The organism is Thalassococcus arenae (assembly GCF_019104745.1).
GTDB lineage: Bacteria > Pseudomonadota > Alphaproteobacteria > Rhodobacterales > Rhodobacteraceae > Thalassococcus_B > Thalassococcus_B arenae.
Map to the genome: position 1 here is coordinate 552,515 of NZ_JAHRWL010000001.1, position 20,008 is coordinate 572,522.

Genomic DNA, 20,008 nt, shown 5'->3' on the forward strand with positions numbered 1-20,008 from the left:
CGACCACAACAGACTAGGAGGTCTGAAGATGAAGAAGACATTGCTTTCCACCGCCGCCGCATTCGCGCTGGCGACCCCGGCGCTGGCCGCCGACGACGTGACGCTGCAGCTCAAGTGGGTCACACAAGCGCAATTCGCAGGCTACTATGTGGCGCTCGAAAACGGGTTCTACGAGGAAGAGGATCTGAACGTCACGATCCTGCCGGGCGGGCCGGACATCGCGCCGACGCAGGTGATCGCAGGCGGCGGCGCGGATGTGACCGTCGAATGGATGCCCGCGGCGCTGGCGGCGCGCGAAAAGGGCCTGCCGCTGGTGAACATCGCCCAGCCGTTCAAGTCGTCGGGCATGATGCTGACCTGCTGGAAGGACGCCGGTATCGCATCGCCCGAAGACCTCAAGAACCGCACGCTGGGCGTCTGGTTCTTCGGCAACGAATTTCCGTTCATGTCGTGGATGAGCAGCCTCGGCATTTCCACCGACGGCAAGTCGGAAAACGGGGTCGAGGTGCTCAAGCAGGGCTTCAACGTCGACCCGCTGCTGCAACGCCAGGCCGATTGCATCAGCACGATGACCTACAATGAATACTGGCAGGTGATCGACGCCGGTGTCAGCCCCGATGAACTGGTGACCTTCAAATACGAGGATCAGGGCGTCGCGACGCTCGAAGATGGTCTCTACGTGCTCGAGGACAAGCTGAGCGATCCGGAATTCACCGACAAGATGGCGCGCTTCGTCCGGGCGTCGATGAAGGGCTGGAAATGGGCCGAGGAAAACCCCGAGGACGCGGCGATGATCGTGCTCGACTATGACGAGACCGGCGCGCAGACCGAGGGTCACCAGATCCGCATGATGGGCGAGATCGCCAAGCTGACCGCAGGCTCGAACGGGGCGCTTGATCCGGCGGATTACGAACGCACGGTGGCGACGTTGCTGGCGGGCGGGTCGGACCCGGTCATCACCGCCGCACCGGAAGGCGCCTGGACCCACGCGATCACAGATGCGGCGCTGAACTGAGCCGGTCGACCAGCCTTGGAACGGGGCCCGGATGCGGGCCCCGTTTCGCGTGGCGCCCGCGTCTGGTTCCGCGGGCTGGCGACACCGCGACTGGGTCGTTGACAGCCGCCCCGCCGCTTGCAATCCCTTGCGCATGAAGCCGGTTTTCCCAAGCCTTGCCTTGGCCGCGATAGCCACCCTTGCCGCTGCCGATCTGCCCGCGCCGGTCACCGATGCGGATTACCTGCCGATCGACAGGGCCGAGGCGGAACTGGGGCAATTGCTGTTCTACGATCCGATCCTGTCGGGCAACCGAACGGTATCCTGCGCGACCTGCCACCACCCGGCCCTGGCCACCGCCGACGGCGTGGCCTTGTCGCTGGGCGATGGCGGCGTCGGATTGGGGCAGAGCCGCCGCGCCGATCCCGAAAACCTTCCCGAACAAAGGATCCCGCGCAATGCGCCGGCCTTGTTCAACCTGGGCGCCCGCGAGTTCACGGTGATGTTCCACGACGGCCGGATCGAGGTCGACCCGGCCCAACCCGGCGGCATGCGCAGCCCCTTGGGCGAGGACCAGACCCGCGGATTCGCGTCTGTCCTGTCGCTGCAGACCATGTTCCCGGTGCTCAGCGCCGACGAGATGGCGGGCCACTACGGCGAGAACGAGATCAGCAAACTGGTGCGCGCGGGCCGAATCACCGGCGAGAACGGCGCCTGGGCGGCCATTTCGCACCGGGTGGCGGCCTTGCCGGATTACGTGCAACGGTTCCAGGCCGTCTATCCGCATGTCACCGCGCCCGAGGATATCGCCTTCACCGACATTTCCAACGCAATCGCTGCCTTCATCGCATTCGAATGGCGGTCGGATCAAAGCCCGTTCGACGCCGCCCTGCGCGGCGCGGGAGACTTGCCCGAGATGGCGGCGGCGGGGCGTGATCTGTTCTACGGCAAGGCCCGCTGCGCCGAGTGTCATTCCGGCAAGTTCCAGACCGATCATGGCTTTCACGCCATGGCCGCACCGCAGATCGGACCGGGCAAGGCCGCGCGGTTCGAAAGCCACGCCCGCGACGAAGGGCGGATGCGCGTCACCGGCCGGGCCGAGGACGCCTTTGCCTTTCGCACGCCTTCGCTGCGCAATGTCACCGAAACCGCGCCCTATGGTCATGCCGGGGCTCATGCGACGCTGGCCGGGTTCCTGCGCGACCACGTGGAACCCGGCGGCAACCTCGACAGTTTCGACGCGGCCCAGGTCCGGCTGCCCGAACTGCCGGTCGAGGATTTCCGCATTCTGTCGGACACAGCCGAGATCGACGCGATCAAGGCGGCCAAAGGCTTTGCCGTCGATCTGACGGACACCGACTTGCAGCAAATCGAAGCTTTCCTTGCCGCGCTGACCGATCCGGAGGCCTTGGCCGGCCGGTTGGGTGTGCCGGACAGCGTACCCAGCGGCCTTCCTGTGGACCGCCCCTAACGCAACTCCAGCCGCATCACCGCACCTGCGGCGTGTTCGGCATCGTGCAGGATCGCGCCGTCGGGGCCGATCACCTCGACCCGCGCTGTTCCGGCCTGACCCAGACCGAAATGCAGCGGACCAGCCTGTCCGCCCGCATGCCCGCCACCAACGACGATCTGCTGCGTCTGAACGCCTGCCGGCGTTGTCACGCGCACCATCCCGCCAACCAGCCGGGTGTTGCCTGCCGCGCGGATATCGACCGCCAGCCAGCCACCCGCATCTGGCGTCACGTTGCGATACAGCTCCATTGGCGCGCGGCGGTTGATCACCACCACGTCCAGCAGGCCATCGCCGTCGAAATCGGCCAGCGCAGCCCCGCGCGACCGTGCCATGCTGGCCAGCCCGGCCGTGTCGGCGGCTTCGGCGAACGTGCCGTCCGGCTGCTGCATCAGCAGGTTGTTGGGGTCCAGCATCGCCATGCCGGGCATCTGGTCGACATTGCCCTTGGCGATGAACAGATCGGCGCGGCCGTCATTGTCCATGTCACCGAATTCGGCATGCCAGCCGGTGGACGGACGGCCATCGCCGCCGGTAAAGGGGCGCTGCGCGTAGCTGCCGATGGAGAACGGTGCAGCGACATAGCTGCCATCTGCCTGCGCGATCTGCATCAGCTGATCGCCCATCGAGGTCAGCATCACCTCGTCCCGCCCGTCGCCGGTGATGTCGCGGCTGGCGATGCCCATCCCCCACAGCGACACGCGCGGCCAGCCGTCCGCTTCGGTCAGAAACCGCTGTTCGACGGGGTCATACATCTGCTCGAAACCCTCGCGGATGTAATAGTGGCGGTCATTCGAGATGCGCAGTCGCAGCGTGCCCGAAGCATCCCGTGCCGCCAGCATCGACAACGTGCAAAAGCCCGGCCCCAGCGTTTCGGCGCGCCAGCCGTCCGGGCCGGGAAACAACAGGTCATGGCTGTCACAGGTGCCGAACGGTCCCTCAGGGTCGTGCCGGTCGACGTAGTTGCCCACCGCCATCACCGGGCGGTCGAAACCGGAAGGCCACCACGCGGTGAAGGCCGTGGACCAGTCGTCGCGGACAGGGATATCCCAGGCCGTGGTGACATCCTTGAACCTGCAATCGGGCCCACCCTGCAGGACGACATTCGCGCCAACCCGCAACACGAACAGATCCAGCCAACCGTCGCCGTCGATGTCCAGGGGATAGGCCCCGGTCACACCGGTCAGTCGCGGAACCGAAACATCGGCAAAGCGCATCCCACCCTGGTTGACGAACAGCCGCGCCGGCGCGGTTCCGCCAGCGGCAAACAGGTCCGGACGCGCATCGCCGTTGCAATCCAGAACCGCCACACCGCCGCCGACGAAGTGTTCCCAGTCGCCCTGGTAGACATGTTCGGGCAGGTTGGCCGAGACGTCCTCGAACGCGATTTGCGCCGTTGCCGACTGGGCGCAGATCAGCACGAGCGCCAAGGCCGGTCTCACAGCGCGGCCATCGCCTGACTGGTCGCCGTCGAAAGCGCCAGCGCACCCGCGCCCAGTGCCCAGACCGGATCCTTCCAGGCGTGGACCTCGACGCGGTCGCGGAATCGTTCGACATCCAGTGTCATGGACAGCATTTCTTCCAGCACGCCCTCGGAATAGAAATAATCGAAGGTCAGCCGTTCGCCGGTGATGATGATCCGTTCGGGATCGAACAACTGCATCACGTTCGACAGACCTAGCGCGAGATAGCGGCTGGCACGCAGAAAGATCGACCGCGCCGCCTTGTTGCCGGCCTTGGCTTCTTCGTACAGCCGCTTGACCGTTTCGTCCGGGTTCAAGGGGTCGGGCGTGTCGCCGCGCAACGCCGTCGTCGCCTCGCGCACCAGGGCGTAGTCGGCCAGATATGCCTCGAGACAGCCGCGCCGCCCGCAGCGGCACAGCGCGCCGTCCAGCTGCACCTTGGTATGGCCGATCTCCATTCCCAGCCCGCGGGCACCGCGGAACAGGCGGTTGTTCAGCACGAAACCCATGCCGATTCCGTTCTCGATCGTGACGACGCAGAAATTGTTCATCGCCCGCCCCTTGCCGAACCACAGCTCGGCCAGTGTCAGCAGGTTGGCGTCGTTCTCCAGCACGGTCTCGATGCCAAGCCGGTCGCGGATCATCCGGGCCAATGGCACGGAGCGGCTGTTGAGCAATGGCGACCAGTTGACCGACCCGGTCACCGTTTCGACCAGACCCGGAAGGCCTATCCCGACAGCGCGGATATCGTCGCGAGGCGTCCCGGTTTCGACCAGCAACGCCGTGACCAACCGGTCGATCCGGTCGACGACATGTGAGGGGTCGGCGTCGCGGCCATCGGCGGCGAGGCTGACCTGGTGAATCTGCTCGCCGGCGAAATTCATCATCGTGGCGGCGTGGCGCAAATCGGACAGCTTGATCCCGATCACCCGGACCGCATCCGGAACCACCGCCAGCGACACCGGCGGACGGCCCCGCCCGCTTTCGCGCGCACCGCCCTCGACCTCTTGCAGGTAGCCCGCGCCGATCAGATCGGAAGACAGGGCCGTGACCGTTCCGGGGCTGATTTCCAGCGCGCGCGCGATCTCGACCCGCGGCACGGCGCCCATCGACCGGACGAGGTCGAGCACCTTCTGCCTGGGCGGAATGGACGGGTCCGACAAGGGCGCGAGCGATGGTCCGCAGCCCCGCGCGGCGCTGTCGGGACGGTCCTTTACCGATAGGTTCAAATTTTTCTCCTCTCGAATTAATTCGGTCCCAATTCCCGCAGGCTGTCAAGAGTATCTTTCAATGCAGCGGTTCATTACCCCGAAACGCCATGTGATCTGCAAACTTTATTTTGACAACCGAAATTATTGAAAGCAAACTGGGGGCGTTGCGACTCGGATCGGGGGAGACCCGGGATGCGTCGCCCAATGGGAGGAAACCATGAAGAAATCTGTGATTGTCGGCGCCGTTATGGCCGCCGCGATGTCGACCGCCGCATTCGCGCAAGAGCTGACCGTCGGCGTGAGCTGGTCGAACTTTCAGGAAGAACGCTGGAAGACCGACGAAGCCGCCATCAAGGCCAAGCTGGAAGAACTGGGCGCGACCTATGTGTCCGCCGACGCGCAGGCTTCGGCCGCCAAGCAGCTGACCGATGTCGAGGCGCTGATCGCCCAGGGCGCCGATGCGCTGATCATCCTGGCGATGGACAAGGACGCGATCGGCCCCGCCGTCGACAAGGCCGCCGCCGAAGGCATTCCGGTCGTGGGCTACGACCGTCTGATCGAGGATGACCGGACCTTCTATCTGACCTTCGACAACAAGGGTGTCGGCCGCATCATCGCCGAAACCGTGACCGCCGCGCAGCCCGAAGGCAACTTTGCCATCATCAAGGGCGACAAGGGCGACCCCAATGCCGGCTTCCTACTGGAAGGCATGATGGAAGTGATCGGCGACGATGTCGCCGCCGGCAAGATCACCATCGTCGGCGAGGCGTTTACCGATGGCTGGAAGCCCGACAACGCCCAGAAGAACATGGAACAGATCCTGACAGCCGCCAACAATGACGTCGACGCCGTGCTGGCGCAGAATGACGGCATGGCGGGCGGCGCCATCGCGGCGCTGTCGGCGCAGGGCCTGAACATTCCCGTGGGTGGTCAGGACGGCGACCATGCCGCACTGAACCGCGTGGCCCGTGGCTCCCAGACCGTGTCGGTCTGGAAAGACAGCCGTCAGCTGGGCGCCGCCGCGGCCGAGATCGCCGTGGCGCTGGCCAACGGCACCGCGATGGATGCCATTTCCGGCGCGGTGAAGTGGTCCGGCGGTGAAAAAGGTGTCGAGATGAACGCCATCTTCCTGGCGCCGACCCCGGTCACCAAGGACAACATCAACGTCGTGATCGACGCGGGTCACATCGCCAAGGACAAGGTCTGCGAAGGCGCCATGGACGGCGTTGCAGGCTGCTGATCGCAGCGACGATCCCGGGCACCGGCGGCAATACGCCGGTGCCCGTTTTGCCAGTCACTCCGTACAATTCGTCGCGATCGGCGGCCGGCAATCGCCAGGCCACGAACGCGCCATGACCGGGACAATGACATGACCGACACCACGCAAGGCAGCGCAGCCGCGAAGGACAAGGGCGATGGCGCCCTGACCCGCTTCCTGCGCGCCACCGAACTCGACACCCGCCTGCTGGGCATGCTGGCCGCGCTGGCGTTGATCTGGGTGGGCTTTCACATGTATGGCGCGCTGGTCAACGGGTTCGGCGCGTTCTTGACACCGCGCAACCTGTGGAACCTCAGCGTGCAGACCTCGTCCATCGGGATCATGGCCTGCGGCATGGTCCTGGTCATCGTTACCCGGCATATCGACCTGTCGGTCGGCTCGGTTCTGGGTTTCTGCGCGATCATCATGGGCGTCACGCAGGTCTGGATCCTGCCGCAATGGTTGGGCCTGGGCCATCCGCTGATCTGGATCATCGCGGTCATCGTGGGGATGATCGTCGGCACGATGATCGGCGCGCTGCATGGCTGGCTGATCGCCTATCGCGGCATTCCGGCCTTCATCGTCACGCTGGGCGGCTTGCTGGTCTGGCGCGGCGCGGCCTTTCTGGTGGCCCGCGGCGAAACCATCAGCCCGGTGGATTCCACCTTTCAATTGCTGGGCGGCGGACCCTATGGCGCCATCGGCGCCACCGGCAGCTGGATCGTCGGCCTGGTCGGCTGCGCCGCGGTCGTCGCCCTGGTGTTGTTCGGCCGCCGCCAACGCCGCAAGTTCGAATTTCCGCTGCGCCCGGTCTGGGCCGACAGCTTCATCGCCGCGCTTGGCTGCGCCGCGCTGGTCGGCGCCGTGCTGCTGGTCAATTCCTATCCCTGGCCGCGTGGCATCGTGCGCCAATACGCCCAGGCCGAAGGCATCGAGATCCCCGAGGGCGGGCTGTTCATCAGCCACGGCTTCGCCATCCCGGTTCTGATCCTGGTGACCGTGGTCATCATCATGACCTTCATCATGTCGCGCACTCGGTTCGGCCGCTATGTCTATGCCATCGGCGGCAACCCCGAGGCGGCGGCGCTGTCGGGCATCAACACCAAGTGGATGACGGTCAAGATCTTTGCCGTCATGGGCCTGCTGACCGGCCTGTCGGCCACCGTCGCCTCGGCCCGTCTGGGTTCGGCCACCAACGCGCTCGGCACGCTGGACGAACTTTACGTCATCGCCGCCGCGGTGATCGGCGGCACATCGCTGGCCGGTGGCATGGGCACGATCTATGGCGCGGTGCTGGGCGCGCTGGTGATGCAATCGCTGCAGACCGGCATGGTGCTGATCGGCTTCGACGCGGCGATCCAGCAGATCGTCGTCGGGTCGGTTCTGGTGCTGGCGGTCTATCTCGACAATCTCTACCGCCGCGGCGGCAAGGCATGAGAGGTACGGACATGAGCACCAAGCAAACTCCGCTGGTCGAACTAAAGGACATCTCGATCGCCTTCGGCGGCATCAAGGCGGTCGACCACGTGTCGATCGACCTGTATCCCGGCGAAGTCGTGGGCCTTCTGGGCCATAACGGCGCGGGCAAGTCGACGCTGATCAAGATCCTGTCGGGCGCCTATCAGAAGGATTCCGGCGAGATCTGGATCAATGGCGAGTTGGCCGACATCCAGAGCCCCCGCGACGCCCGGCGCTACAACATCGAGACGATCTATCAAACGCTGGCGCTGGCCGACAACCTCGATGCGCCGTCGAACCTGTTCCTGGGCCGCGAGCTGACAACGCCTCTGGGCCTGATCGACGATGCCAAGATGGAGGCCGAGACCCGCAAGATCATGGCGCGGCTGAACCCCAACTTCAAAAAGATCAAGGTGCCGGTCAGCGCGCTGTCTGGCGGTCAGCGGCAATCGGTGGCCATCGCGCGGGCGGTCTATTTCAACGCGCGCATCCTGATCATGGACGAACCGACCGCCGCGCTTGGCGTGCACGAGACGCAGATGGTGGCCGACCTGATCCAGGAACTGAAGAAACAAGGGCTGGGTATCTTCCTCATCAGCCACGACACCCGCGAGATGATGGATTTGTGTGACCGGGTCAGCGTGATGAAAAACGGCCAGCTGGTCGGTACCGAGCGGGTCGAGGACGTGACCGAGGACGACATCCTGTCGATGATCATCCTGGGCAAGAACCCGCGCGACGCGGCGGCATGATGTATATCGGGCTCGATCTAGGCACGTCGGGTCTGAAAGCCGTTCTTGTCGACGCGGGGCAGGCAGTGCTTGCCGAGGCATCCGCGCCCCTGACGGTCAGCCGTCCGCAAAGCGGCTGGTCGGAACAGGACCCGTCGGCCTGGATCGCGGCGGCGGATGCGGCGATGGCGGCGCTTGGCGCCCGGATCGACCTGTCGGCGGTCAAGGCCATCGGGCTGTCCGGCCAGATGCATGGCGCGACGCTGCTGGACGCGGAAGACCGGGTGCTGCGGCCCTGCCTTCTGTGGAACGATACACGGGCATCGCAACAGGCTGCCGCGATGGATGCCGATCCTCGGTTCCGCGCGATCACCGGCAATATCGTCTTTCCCGGCTTCACCGCGCCCAAGGTAGCCTGGGTGCAGGCGAACGAACCGGATATCGCAGGGCGGATCGCCCGCGTGCTTTTGCCCAAGGATTACCTGCGCCTGCACCTGACCGGCGAGGCGGTGTCCGAGATGTCGGATGCCGCCGGCACGTCCTGGCTGGATGTCGGCGCGCGCGACTGGTCCGACGCGCTGTTGGACGAAACCGGGCTGGACCGCAGCGCCATGCCGGGGCTGGTCGAAGGGTCCGAACCTTCAGGCACTTTGCGCGACGCGCTGGCCGCGAAATGGGGTTTGCCCAAGGGCGTGATCGTTGCCGGCGGCGGTGGCGACAATGCGGCGACTGCCGTGGGATTGGGCGTTGTGGCCGCGGGTGACGGGTTCGTATCGCTGGGCACGTCGGGCGTGCTTTTCGCAGCCTGCGACGCATTCCAGCCCGACCCGGCCACCGCGGTGCACACGTTCTGCCACGCCCTGCCCGGCACGTGGCACCAGATGGGCGTGATCCTGGCCGCGACCGATGCGCTGAACTGGCTGTCCCGGGTGCTGGATCGCAGCCCGGCGGCGCTGACCGCAGAGCTCGGCGCACCGACAGCGCCCGGACCGGTGACTTTCCTGCCCTATCTGGGCGGCGAACGGACGCCGCATAACGACGCCGCCATCCGCGGCGCCTTCACCGGCCTCGAACACGCCACCGACGCCGCCGACCTGACCCGCGCGGTGCTGGACGGCGTGGCTTTTGCGTTCCGCGATTGCCTGGATGCGCTGGCCGCCACGGGAACGCGGCTTGACCGGCTGATCGCGGCGGGCGGCGGATCGAAATCAGACACCTGGGTGCGGACCATCGCCAACGCGCTGGATCTGCCCATCGACCTGCCGCAAGCGGGCGATTTCGGCGCCGCCTTCGGCGCTGCGCGGCTGGCCATGCTGGCCGCGGGCGCGGATGTCGAAATGACCCGCCCGGCCATCGCCGCGCAGGTCGCACCCGACGACGGTCTGCGCGGCGCTTACGCCGAGGCGCAGGAACGCTACCGCGCCACCTATCGCGACCTGAAAGGATCCAAGACATGACCGATTTCTTCGCTGGCATTCCCAAGGCGCGGTTCGAGGGCAAGGACAGCGCAAACGATTTCGCATTCCGCCACTACGATCCCGACGCGGTGGTCATGGGCAAGCGGCTGGAGGATCACCTGCGCTTTGCCGTCGCCTGGTGGCACAGCTTTGCCTGGCCCGGCGGCGATCCGTTCGGCGGGCAGACCTTCGAACGGCCGTGGTTCGGCGACACGATGGAGTTGGCGCGGCTCAAGGCCGATGTGGCGTTCGAGATGTTCGACATCCTGGGCGTGCCGTATTTCTGTTTCCACGACGCCGACATTCGTCCCGAAGGTGCGGACTTCGCCGAGAACACCGCGCGGCTGGACGCGATCACCGATTACATCGGCACCAAGATGGCGGCCGGCGGGCCCAAGCTGCTTTGGGGTACCGCGAACCTGTTCTCGCATCGCCGCTTCATGGCGGGTGCCGCGACCAATCCCGACCCCGACGTCTTTGCCTTCGCAGGGGCGACGATCAAGACCTGCATGGACGCAACGCACAAACTGGGCGGCGAGAACTATGTGCTGTGGGGCGGGCGCGAAGGCTACGAGACGCTGCTGAACACCGACCTGAAACGCGAACGCCAGCAGGCGGGCCGGATGCTGCAGATGGTCGTGGACTACAAGCACAAGATCGGGTTCGGCGGCACGATCCTGATCGAGCCGAAGCCGCAGGAGCCGACCAAGCACCAATACGATTACGACGTCGCCACGGTTTACGGGTTCCTCAAGGATTTCGGGTTGGAAGGCGAGGTCAAGGTCAACATCGAACAGGGCCATGCGATCCTGGCCGGGCATTCCTTCGAACACGAGATCGCCACGGCGGCAGCCCTTGGCATCTTCGGGTCGATCGACATGAACCGGAACGACTACCAGTCCGGATGGGACACCGACCAGTTTCCCAACAACGTCCCCGAGGTGGCGCTGGCCTATTACGAGATCCTGCGCGCCGGCGGCTTCACCACGGGCGGCACCAATTTCGACGCCAAGCTGCGGCGCCAGTCTCTGGATCCGGCCGATCTGATCCTGGCTCATATCGGCGCGATGGATGTCTGCGCCGCGGGGCTCAAGGCCGCCGCCGCGATGATCGAGGATGGCGGGCTGGAACGGATGCGGGCCGATCGCTATGCCGGCTGGGATACCGACGACGCCCGGGCCCTGCTGACCCGCGCGACGCTGGAGCATTGCGAAGCGTGCGTGCGCGAACAGGGCATCAACCCGCAACCGCGTTCGGGCCGGCAAGAGGCGTTGGAAAACTGGGTCAACCGGTTCGTTGGCTGAGCCTCAGTTGCGTTGTAGCGCCGCGCGCAAGGCGCGGTAGCTGGCCTTGGGCGTGCGTGTCTGCGTGTCGAAATCGACATGAACCAGCCCGAAGCGGCGCTCATAGCCAAAGGCCCATTCGTAATTGTCGAGCAGCGACCAGGCGAAATACCCCTTCAACGGCACGCCGTCCCGTTCGGCCCGGATCACCGCGCCGATATGGTCGTCCAGGTATCGTGTGCGGATCGTATCCTCGACCGCGCCGTCGGCCAGGGCGTCGGCATTCGCCATGCCGTTTTCCGTCACGTAGATCGGCACGTCGCCGGAAAAGTCGCGCGCGCAGCGGGTCAGTTCCTTGTAGAACCCTTCGGGCGAGATTTCCCAACCCATCTGGGTCTTCGGCAGATCGCCGTCATGGTGCTGCAAGGCGGGCCAGGCATCGTCGGCGGGGCCGGTCAACGTGCGGAAGTAGTAGTTCATTCCCAGCCAATCCACCGGCTGCGCGATTTCGGCCATGTCGGCTTCCCAGCCCCTGGGCATGTGCGGGCCCAAGCCCTCGAGCGCGACATCGGGGTAGCTGCCCTTGAACACGCCCTGCAGGAACCAGCGGTTGAAGATCGCGTCTGCACGATCGTTGGCGATGGCGGCCTGCCGGCTGTCATCGACCGGTTCGTAGTGGGTGACGTTGATGACGATGCCCATGTCGCCATACCCGTCCGACCGCAGCGCCGAAACAGCCCGTCCATGCGCCTTGAGCACGTGGTGCATCGCCCGCGCTGTATCACGGATATCGCGGTGGCCGGGGGCATGGCGGCCGATGAAATGGCCGATCCAGGACACGCAGATCGGTTCGTTGATGGTCGCCGTGTGGCTGACCCGGTCGCCGATGCGCTGCATGACGATGCGCGCATAATCGGCGAACCAGTCGGCGATATCGGGGTTGGTCCAACCGCCCACGTCCTGTAGCGCGCTTGGCAATTCCCAGTGATAAAGCGTCAGGAAGGGCCGGAGCCCCCGCGCCAGTTGCGCGTCGACCAGGCGGTCGTAGAAATCCAGACCTTCTTGGTTCACCGTGCCGCGACCTTCGGGCAGGATGCGCGACCAGTTGGTCGAAAAGCGATAGGCGTCGAAATGGCCGTTCGCGACCAGATCGAGGTCTTCTTCGAAACGGTGGTAGTGGTCGCAGGCAATCGCGCCATGTTCGTTGCGGATCACGTTGTCGGGTGTCGCCGCATAGCTGTCCCAGATGCACGGACCGGCGCCGCCGAAAGACTGCCCTTCGATCTGATAGGCCGAAGTAGCGGCTCCGAACAGGAAGTCCCGCGGCAGGTCGCTGCGCTTGAAAGTCATGCCCATGAAGTGCCTCCGGGATGCCGGTTTCCGCGTCGTGGAAACCGCAATGGCGGGGCGCTTGTCAAGCGCTAACAGTCCATGCGTCCGGCCGGTTCACAGAAGTTCCCGCTCGGCCACCAACACGCCGTCGGCGATGGTGTCCGGCGGATGCAAGATGACTTGTGCACCGGCTTCGACACCGCTTAGAACCTCGGCGAAACGGCCATCGCGGCGGCCCAGTTCCAGCGGCACTTCGCGCGCATAGCCGTCTTGGAACAGGAATGTGAACCAGTTGCCGTCGCGGCGGAACACGGCGCTGAGCGGGATCAGCAGCGCGTCGTCGGTGCGCCATTCCTCGATTCGGACATAGACGGCATAGGCTTCGCCCAGGCCGGCCCACTCGGCGCGCGGCGAGACGAAATCCAGCACCGCATCGACACGCTGTTCCTCGATCCCGAGCGCCGAGACAACAGTGCGTGCCGCCGGTTCGATCAGCCGCAATCTGGCGTCCAGCGCGGTGTCGCCGCCCCAGCGTTCTATCTTGGCCGCCGCACCGGGTTCGAGACGGGTGGCTTCGGACGACAGCAGATCGACGACGATTTCCAGATCGGTCGGATCGCCGATCTGCATCAACGGCGCGCCCAGTGGCACCGGCCGTTCCGACGCGCTGGTCACAGACACCACGACGCCATCGGCGGGGGCCAGAACGGCAAGACAACAGCTGCGGTCCGTGTCGGTGGGTTCGGGAAGGACAAGCATCGCACGGGCGCGTTCCAGCGCGGCGCGCGACATCTCGAGCCGCGCTGCGGCCGACTCGGCCGCCGCTTCGGCGATGGCGTTCTGCTGGCTGGCGGTTTCCAGTTGGGTCAACGAAACGGTTCCGCTGTCCACCAGCTTGGTCGTGCGGTCGAGCTGGGTCCGGGCATAGGCTGCATCGGCCTGCGTGCGGGCCAATTCCGCCTCGGCGAAACGAACCGAGGCTTCGGCCTCGTGCAGCGCCGCCTCGGCCTGGGCCTGGCTGCGCGCATCCAGCAGAGGCGATGTCACCGGTTCGACCTGTGCGACGACCGTCTTGCCACTGAGCACCGGATCGCCGGCCTTTACGGGCAGGCGCAGAACCGTTCCCGCAATCGGCGCGGCGACCTCGTAGATCTCGCGTATGCGGGTCTTGCCCTCGGCGTTGACGGTGACGCTGAGCGGGCCGCGTTCGAGCGTGGCCAGATCAACGGGCACCGGATCGGTGCGAAAGGCCGTCACCGCCAGCCCGCCCACCAGGGCCAGACCGATGGCGGAAAGAAGAATGGTTCGGGTCGGGAAGGCCACTGTGCTACTCCCTTGTTTTCATGACGGAAATGAGATCGAGCCGGTTCAGCCTGCGCGTCACGATGGCAACCGAGACGACCGCCGCGGCCAGCACGATCAGGCTTGCCCGGGCATAGGTCGCGGGCATCAGAACCAACGGAATGGCATAAAGATCGCTGGCATAGCTGTCGGTCATCAGTTTGGCGACAAAGGTGCCGATCCACCAACCCAGGGGCTGGGCCAGAAGCGCCAGCAGCAGGATTTCGCCGGCGAGGATATAGCTGGTTTCGGCATGCGAGAAGCCGAGGATGCGCAGCGATGCCAGTTCCCGGGCGCGCTCCGACAATTGCACCCGCGCGCCGTTATAGGCCACACCAACGGTGATGATGGTGCCGAGCACCGCGTAGACGGCGGTCACGATCAGGATGTTCTGCGCCAGCGTGTCGAGAAAGCTCTGCCGGTTCTCGGTCATGTTGATCGTGCCGCTGAGCACCGGAAATTCCTTGATCCTTTCCTCGAAGGCCTCGGCGGCGCCGGGATCGGCCAAGGTGACATTCGCGGCGGACATGCGCGGCGCCTGTTCGAACAACCGGCTCATTGCGTCGTGATCGAGATAGGCGCCAAGACCGAAGAACTGCGTGACCACGCCGCTGACCGGGATGTCGAAGGTCTGGAAGTTGCCGCTTTCGAATTGTGCGGTCACGATGTCGCCGGCCGTCACGTGAAGGGCCGCGGCCAACCTGTCCGACAACAGGATACCGGATCGGTCGGGGATCACCACGTCACCATCCTGATCGATCACGCGTGCCAGATCGGTGTCGGGCGAAACCGTCGAGATCGCCACCTGTTTCTCGTAGGGGCCGCGGCGCAGGACTGCGGCGTGGTATTGCTGCGGCTCGGCTTGCAGAACGCCGGGCATGCGGCGCACTTCGTCCAGGGCGGCGACCGGCACATCGGGATCGAACAGAAGCAGCATGTCCTGGCGGTTGGACTGGTAGAACCCCTTGTCGATGATTTCGTCCACGGCATCGGGAAAGAAGTTCGACGCCACCAGCACCGAAACAGCCAAGGCCATGCCGAGCATCGTCATCGCCGCGCGCATCGGCCAGCGGACCAGGCTGCGCAGGATCATCCGCGTGGGCTGCGACAGCGACAGGGCGGTGGCCAGAACGTCCAGCCAGCTGCGCCGGAACCGCGGCGGTGCGGGCGGCGCCATGGCCACAGCGGGCGCCATCCGCGCCGCCTGCAAAGCGCTGCGCAGGGCGCCCGCCGAAGTGGCGGCCAGCCCCAGCAGGGCGGACAGGACATAGACCCGCGTCGGCGCGTTGAACACCAGGAACGGGAAATCGTAATACTTGCCGAACAGTTCGGCCATCTCGCGCGCCAGCCAGGTTCCGACGACCCAGCCGATGCCGATACCCACCAGCGCGATCAGGGCCGCCAGCATCAGGTAGTGCAGGCAGACCTCCCAATCGGAATAGCCGACCGCCTTCATCAGACCGATTTCGGCGCGTTCCAGGAATACGATCCGGCCGATGACCATGTTCACCAGGAACACGGTGATGCCCAGAAAGATCGGCGGCAAGACATAGGCCAGAACTTCGAGCTGGGTGATCTCGGCATCCAGAAAGGCATTGGACTGCTGGCCCGAGCGGTCGACCGGACTGCGCCCGCCATAGGGTTCCAGCAGCGCCTGCACCGCGTCCTTGACCGGCTCGACCGGGGTGCGCGGCAACAGCGCCAGCGACACGGTATCGAACGCGCCGGCCATGTTGAAAGCGGCATCCATCATGTCGGCCTGCATCCACAGGATGCCGAAGGTTTCGTTCTGCGGCATCAGCGCGCCGGGGCCGATGGTATAGATGAACTCCGGCGACAGCGCCGTGCCGGTGATCGTCAGCGCGCGTTTGCGGCCGTTCAGATTGACCGAGAACGTGGACCCGATCGCAAATCCGTTGGCTTCGGCGAACGGTTCGTTGACCACCACTTCGGTCCCGGTCTCGGGCCAGCGGCCCGAACGCAGCAGCGGCAGGTTCAGCCGCGCCTCGCCGAATTCCGGGCGCGAGATCAGCAACCCTGTGGCCGGTTTGGCGCGACCGGGGATGTCCAGAACCGCGTATGCCCTTACCTGCGTTTCGATATCGGCCACCCCGGGTATGTCGCGCAGTTCCTGCGCCAGGCTGTCCGGCGCACGGCGCGCAGCGGCAAAGACATCGGCAAAACGGTGTTGGTCGTAATAGGTGTCGCGCGTTTCCTTGAGCGCGCCGCTCATGCCCGCCGACATCAGGATCACGGCAACGCCGGCGGCCAGCACCAGCGCGATCGCCAGGCCCTGAATCCAGAGCCGTCCGAAATCGCGCAGCAGCTTGATGTCGATGGCTTGCATCCCGCTCACCACTCGATTTCGGCGGGCGTGAGGCGGGTGTCGTTTTCCTCGACACGGGCGATGCGGCCGTCCTGGAAATAGATCACGCGGTGCGCCATCTTCCGGATCGCCGCATTGTGGGTGATGACCGCCGTGGTGGTGCCGAATTCCTGATTGATGCGGTTCAGCGTGTCCAGCACCTGAGTGCCGGTCTTGCTGTCCAGCGCACCGGTCGGTTCATCGCACAGAAGCACGTCGGGACGTTTGGCGATGGCGCGAGCGATGGCGACGCGCTGCTGTTCGCCGCCCGACATCTGCGACGGAAAATGATCCATACGGCGCTCCAGCCCGACCAGTTCCAGCGCCTCCGCCGGCTTCATGGGGTTTCGGGCCACGTCGGTGACCAATTGCACGTTCTCGCGCGCCGTCAGGCTGGGCACGAGGTTGTAGAACTGGAAGACAAAGCCGACATGGTCGCGCCGGTAGCGCGTCAGCGCGCGGTCGGACAGCAACGTCAGGTCGCGATCGCGGAACCAGATACGCCCGTTGGTGGGATGGTCGAGCCCGCCGAGGATGTTCAGCAGGGTCGACTTGCCCGATCCGGACGGCCCCAGCAGAACTGTCAGCTCGGTCGCGTAAAGGGTCACGTCGACACCGGCCAGGGCATGCACCTGAACCGACCCCGTGGTGTAGACCTTGGTCAGTCCCTCGGTCCGGAACACGATCTCGCGGGTTTGTTTCGCGACCGTCAAGAGGCGACCTCCCGTTCCGGCGGCAACACCATCAAAGATCGCAACCGGCCCGCAAGGTCCGCGACGCGGGCGCCATAGCCGGGCGTTCCTTCAAGCGGGTTCGGGACGGAATCGGCAAGAACCAGGCCCCGGCCCAACCGGGCCTGCAGCGCGGTCAGGGCTTTGTCGGGACTGTCCGGACCCGCCGCGGTCAGGATCGCGGCCACCGGATTGCCGCGGGGGCGCAAAAGCGCGGCGACCGTGTTCAACGGCGCCGCGGGCCCATCGGCCCAGACCGGACCGATCAGTATCACCAGCGCATCCGGTTCGATGTCGGGCAAGGGTTCGCGCAAACGGGGTTCCGCACCACGCCCACCATCCAGACCCGCCAGAAGCCAGCCCAAGGCGGGCAAACCGTAAAAACGTGCGCCCAGTCGCACGGGAGGGGTCTGCAATGCCGCGCCGAGCGCCACTGCAAGTTGCTGCGAATGGCCGCTGCGGGAATAGAACAGGATGATCGGTTCGCGCGTCGGCATGAGCCTCTCCAAAAATGCCGTTGGAGGTGTGCCCCGACCGCGCCGGCTGGTGAATGACCCAGGTCAATCCATCGCCGGTTTTTTCGAAAACCAGGCGTCGTGGCGTGGCCGCGCCCGTCTCCGGTCAGCCTGCCGTTTCGGGCAGCACCTTTCCGGGGTTCAGGATACCCAAAGGATCGAGCGCCGCCTTGATCGCGCGCATGGCATCCAGCGCCACGGGGTCCTTGCGCCGCGCCATCGACGGTTTCTTGGTCAACCCGATGCCGTGTTCGGCCGAAAACGACCCGCCGAGCGCCAGGACTTCGTCTTCGACCGCTTCCATGATCGTATCGATCAGGACCGGATCGCCGCTGCTGGGCCAGACCACGTAATGCACGTTGCCGTCACCCAGATGCGAGACGACCATCGGTTGCGCCTGCGGGTCGATCCGCGCCAGCCGGGTTTCCATTCGCGACAGGAACGGCGCGACCTTGTCCAGCGCCAGCGCGACATCGTTGTTGACCAGCGGCGGGCGCGAGACCGTGACTTCGCCCGCCAGTTCCCGCCGCCGCCAGATCTCGCGGCGCTGCGCTTCGGTTTGGGCGACAACGGCATCCAGCACCTGGCCGGCCGCCATCATTCCCGACAGGATGTCTTCCAGCAGGCCGACGATGGGCACCTGTCCGTCCGGACCGGGCGTGGCGTCGCGCGGCGCGGTGGCGCCCAGTTCGATCATCACCGATACCGGCTGCGGTTCGGCGAAAGGCTGTCGCAACTCGGGAAAGCGGCGCGCGACCTCGTCGAGATAGGGCTGGGACATGTATTCGCAGGCCTCGACCGCGCCGCCCGTCGCCTCTTGCAGCCGGTTGAGCAGCGCCAGCGCGTCGTCCAAAGACGCGACCCCGACCATCGCGGTGGCGTAGGCACGCGGCTTGGGCACCAGTTTCAGCACAGCGCCGGTGATGACGCCCAAAGTGCCTTCGGCGCCGATCAGCAGATGCTTGAGGTTGAGCCCGGAATTGTCCTTGTGCAGGGCGCTCATCAGGTTCATCACCCGGCCATCGGCCAGCACCGCCTCGATCCCCAGCACCAGGTCGCGCGTATTGCCGTAGCGCAAGACGTTGGAACCGCCTGCATTGGTCGACAGAAATCCGCCCACCCGCGCCGATCCCTTGGCTCCGAAGGTCAGGGGAAAGACCAGGTCGTGGGCGTCGGCGGCCTCGTGCAGCTGGCTCAGGATCACACCGGCCTCGACCACCGCCAGCCTTGCCTCGGGACGGATTTCGCGAATGGCGGTCATCCGGTCGAGCGAAAGCATGATCGATCCGTCACCCGCCGTGCCGCCCGCAAGCCCGGTATTGCCACCCACAGGTACAACCGGCGTGCGGGTTTCGGTGGCGATCTTCATCACCGCGGAAACCTCGGCCGTGCTGGACGGGCGCGCAACACAGACCGGCTGCCAGGCATAGGCACCGGTCCAGTCATGCGAGAACGGCGCGGCGTCCGCGCCGGTCAGCACCGCGCCGGGGCCAAGCGCGGCACGCAGGTCTTCGATCACGCTCATTGCGGCACCGCGAAGGTCAGCGAGGCCCAGAGGCTTTCCCAGACCGGATCGCCGTCTTCGGCCGGCTCAAGCGGCCGCATCACCACGGCATCGACCAGATAGACATGGCCCGGTCTGACGGGAAGCACGGCGCGGCCATCGCCATCGGTACGGTGCAGGGTCACGGCCACTGTACCATCCGGCGCCTTCTCGAACAGTTCGACCTGCGTGTCGACGCGCGGCGCGCCGTCGAATAGCACCGTCACCGGGAACCCGGCGGACAGGTCGTCGGTATAAGGGTTGGCATTGGCGACAACCTCGGTCAGCAGGCCAAGCGCGCGGTCCTGCCCCTGCGCGGCCCCCACGCCGATCAGGCTTTTCCCATGGCGGGAATACAACTCGCGAAACCCGGTTTCCGGCAGGCCGCGGGCGCGGTGCCGGTCGATCGCCCAGGCGAAATCCTTGTGCTCGCAGAAATCCACGAATTTCTGCCACTCGGTATAGGTCAGGCGGTAATCCTTGGTGACATGGGCGACGACGGCCAGCCCCTCGCCCGGTATGGCCATGTTCAGCGCCGGACGGTCCCCCGCGCGGCCTTCGACAGGGAAAATCGCGTCACCCATGGCGATTTCAAAGCGCGTGAAGTCGGGCGGAATATACGCGTAGGATCCGCCCTCCATCTTTTCGCCGACGCGCAAGGCGGCCTTGAGGTTTTCACCCGGCGCGACCTGCCAAGCCTCGGCGTCGATCCAGAATTCATGCGCTGCGGCGGGTGCCGCCAGGACGACCGCTATGGCCCAGGCCATCATCCTGCTTGTCCAAGCTGTCATCCCCGGCCCTCCCCCGATGGCGCAA

16 protein-coding genes are annotated in these 20,008 nt (G+C 65.7%); 7 read left to right on the plus strand and 9 right to left on the minus strand.

The window, feature by feature from the left end; all coding sequences use genetic code 11:
- Window positions 1-28: 28 nt before the first annotated feature.
- Together KUH32_RS02715 and KUH32_RS02720 are read left to right on the plus strand one after the other, a co-directional pair.
- Window positions 29-1,015: an ABC transporter substrate-binding protein gene (locus KUH32_RS02715; protein WP_217776529.1), complete on the plus strand. Its 987-nt coding sequence runs from the start codon at window positions 29-31 to the stop codon at window positions 1,013-1,015.
- Between the two features lie 133 nt (window positions 1,016-1,148).
- Window positions 1,149-2,465: a cytochrome-c peroxidase gene (locus tag KUH32_RS02720; RefSeq protein ID WP_217776530.1), complete on the plus strand. Its 1,317-nt coding sequence runs from the start codon at window positions 1,149-1,151 to the stop codon at window positions 2,463-2,465.
- Here KUH32_RS02720 and KUH32_RS02725 read toward each other — a convergent pair.
- Both KUH32_RS02725 and KUH32_RS02730 read right to left on the minus strand, forming a co-directional pair.
- Window positions 2,462-3,934, minus strand: coding sequence for a CRTAC1 family protein (locus tag KUH32_RS02725; protein ID WP_254898969.1), 1,473 nt, complete (start codon window positions 3,932-3,934; stop codon window positions 2,462-2,464). The genes KUH32_RS02720 and KUH32_RS02725 overlap by 4 nt on opposite strands.
- Before the next feature lie 8 nt (window positions 3,935-3,942).
- Window positions 3,943-5,196: an ROK family transcriptional regulator gene (locus KUH32_RS02730; RefSeq protein WP_254898970.1), complete on the minus strand. Its 1,254-nt coding sequence runs from the start codon at window positions 5,194-5,196 to the stop codon at window positions 3,943-3,945.
- 199 nt (window positions 5,197-5,395) lie between these two features.
- Between KUH32_RS02730 and KUH32_RS02735 the strand changes: the two genes are divergently transcribed.
- The 5 genes from KUH32_RS02735 (at window position 5,396) to xylA (ending at window position 11,386) form a co-directional block, all read left to right on the plus strand.
- Complete coding sequence (locus KUH32_RS02735; protein ID WP_217776532.1) at window positions 5,396-6,418, plus strand: substrate-binding domain-containing protein; 1,023 nt, start codon at window positions 5,396-5,398, stop codon at window positions 6,416-6,418.
- Between the two features lie 129 nt (window positions 6,419-6,547).
- Window positions 6,548-7,873 (plus strand): sugar ABC transporter permease, encoded by a 1,326-nt coding sequence (locus KUH32_RS02740; protein WP_217776533.1) that lies wholly within the window; start codon window positions 6,548-6,550, stop codon window positions 7,871-7,873.
- A gap of 11 nt (window positions 7,874-7,884) precedes the next feature.
- The gene (locus tag KUH32_RS02745; protein WP_217776534.1) at window positions 7,885-8,646 is read left to right on the plus strand and encodes an ATP-binding cassette domain-containing protein; all 762 of its coding nucleotides are present in this window, start codon (window positions 7,885-7,887) and stop codon (window positions 8,644-8,646) included.
- Window positions 8,646-10,082 carry a xylulokinase gene (gene xylB, locus KUH32_RS02750; protein ID WP_217778258.1) on the plus strand — a complete coding sequence of 479 codons (1,437 nt, stop codon included), beginning with the start codon at window positions 8,646-8,648 and terminating at the stop codon, window positions 10,080-10,082. Before KUH32_RS02745 ends, xylB begins: the two co-directional genes overlap by 1 nt.
- Window positions 10,079-11,386, plus strand: coding sequence for a xylose isomerase (gene xylA, locus KUH32_RS02755; RefSeq protein ID WP_217776535.1), 1,308 nt, complete (start codon window positions 10,079-10,081; stop codon window positions 11,384-11,386). The genes xylB and xylA overlap by 4 nt, the downstream gene beginning before the upstream one ends.
- Before the next feature lie 3 nt (window positions 11,387-11,389).
- Here xylA and KUH32_RS02760 read toward each other — a convergent pair whose 3' ends face one another.
- From KUH32_RS02760 to KUH32_RS02790, 7 genes are all read right to left on the minus strand, one after another.
- A complete protein-coding gene (locus KUH32_RS02760; protein ID WP_217778259.1) occupies window positions 11,390-12,715 on the minus strand; it encodes a GH1 family beta-glucosidase in 1,326 nt (441 codons plus the stop codon).
- A gap of 96 nt (window positions 12,716-12,811) precedes the next feature.
- A complete protein-coding gene (locus tag KUH32_RS02765) occupies window positions 12,812-14,020 on the minus strand; it encodes an efflux RND transporter periplasmic adaptor subunit (protein WP_217776536.1) in 1,209 nt (402 codons plus the stop codon).
- Between the two features lie 4 nt (window positions 14,021-14,024).
- Complete coding sequence (locus tag KUH32_RS02770) at window positions 14,025-16,385, minus strand: FtsX-like permease family protein (protein ID WP_217776537.1); 2,361 nt, start codon at window positions 16,383-16,385, stop codon at window positions 14,025-14,027.
- 5 nt (window positions 16,386-16,390) lie between these two features.
- Window positions 16,391-17,116 (minus strand): ABC transporter ATP-binding protein, encoded by a 726-nt coding sequence (locus KUH32_RS02775; RefSeq protein WP_217776538.1) that lies wholly within the window; start codon window positions 17,114-17,116, stop codon window positions 16,391-16,393.
- Window positions 17,113-17,631 carry a hypothetical protein gene (locus KUH32_RS02780; protein ID WP_217776539.1) on the minus strand — a complete coding sequence of 173 codons (519 nt, stop codon included), beginning with the start codon at window positions 17,629-17,631 and terminating at the stop codon, window positions 17,113-17,115. The genes KUH32_RS02775 and KUH32_RS02780 overlap by 4 nt, the downstream gene beginning before the upstream one ends.
- A gap of 124 nt (window positions 17,632-17,755) precedes the next feature.
- Window positions 17,756-19,174 carry an FAD-binding oxidoreductase gene (locus KUH32_RS02785; RefSeq protein WP_217776540.1) on the minus strand — a complete coding sequence of 473 codons (1,419 nt, stop codon included), beginning with the start codon at window positions 19,172-19,174 and terminating at the stop codon, window positions 17,756-17,758.
- A complete protein-coding gene (locus tag KUH32_RS02790) occupies window positions 19,171-19,983 on the minus strand; it encodes a DUF4198 domain-containing protein (protein ID WP_254898971.1) in 813 nt (270 codons plus the stop codon). Before KUH32_RS02790 ends, KUH32_RS02785 begins: the two co-directional genes overlap by 4 nt.
- Window positions 19,984-20,008 lie beyond the last annotated feature (25 nt).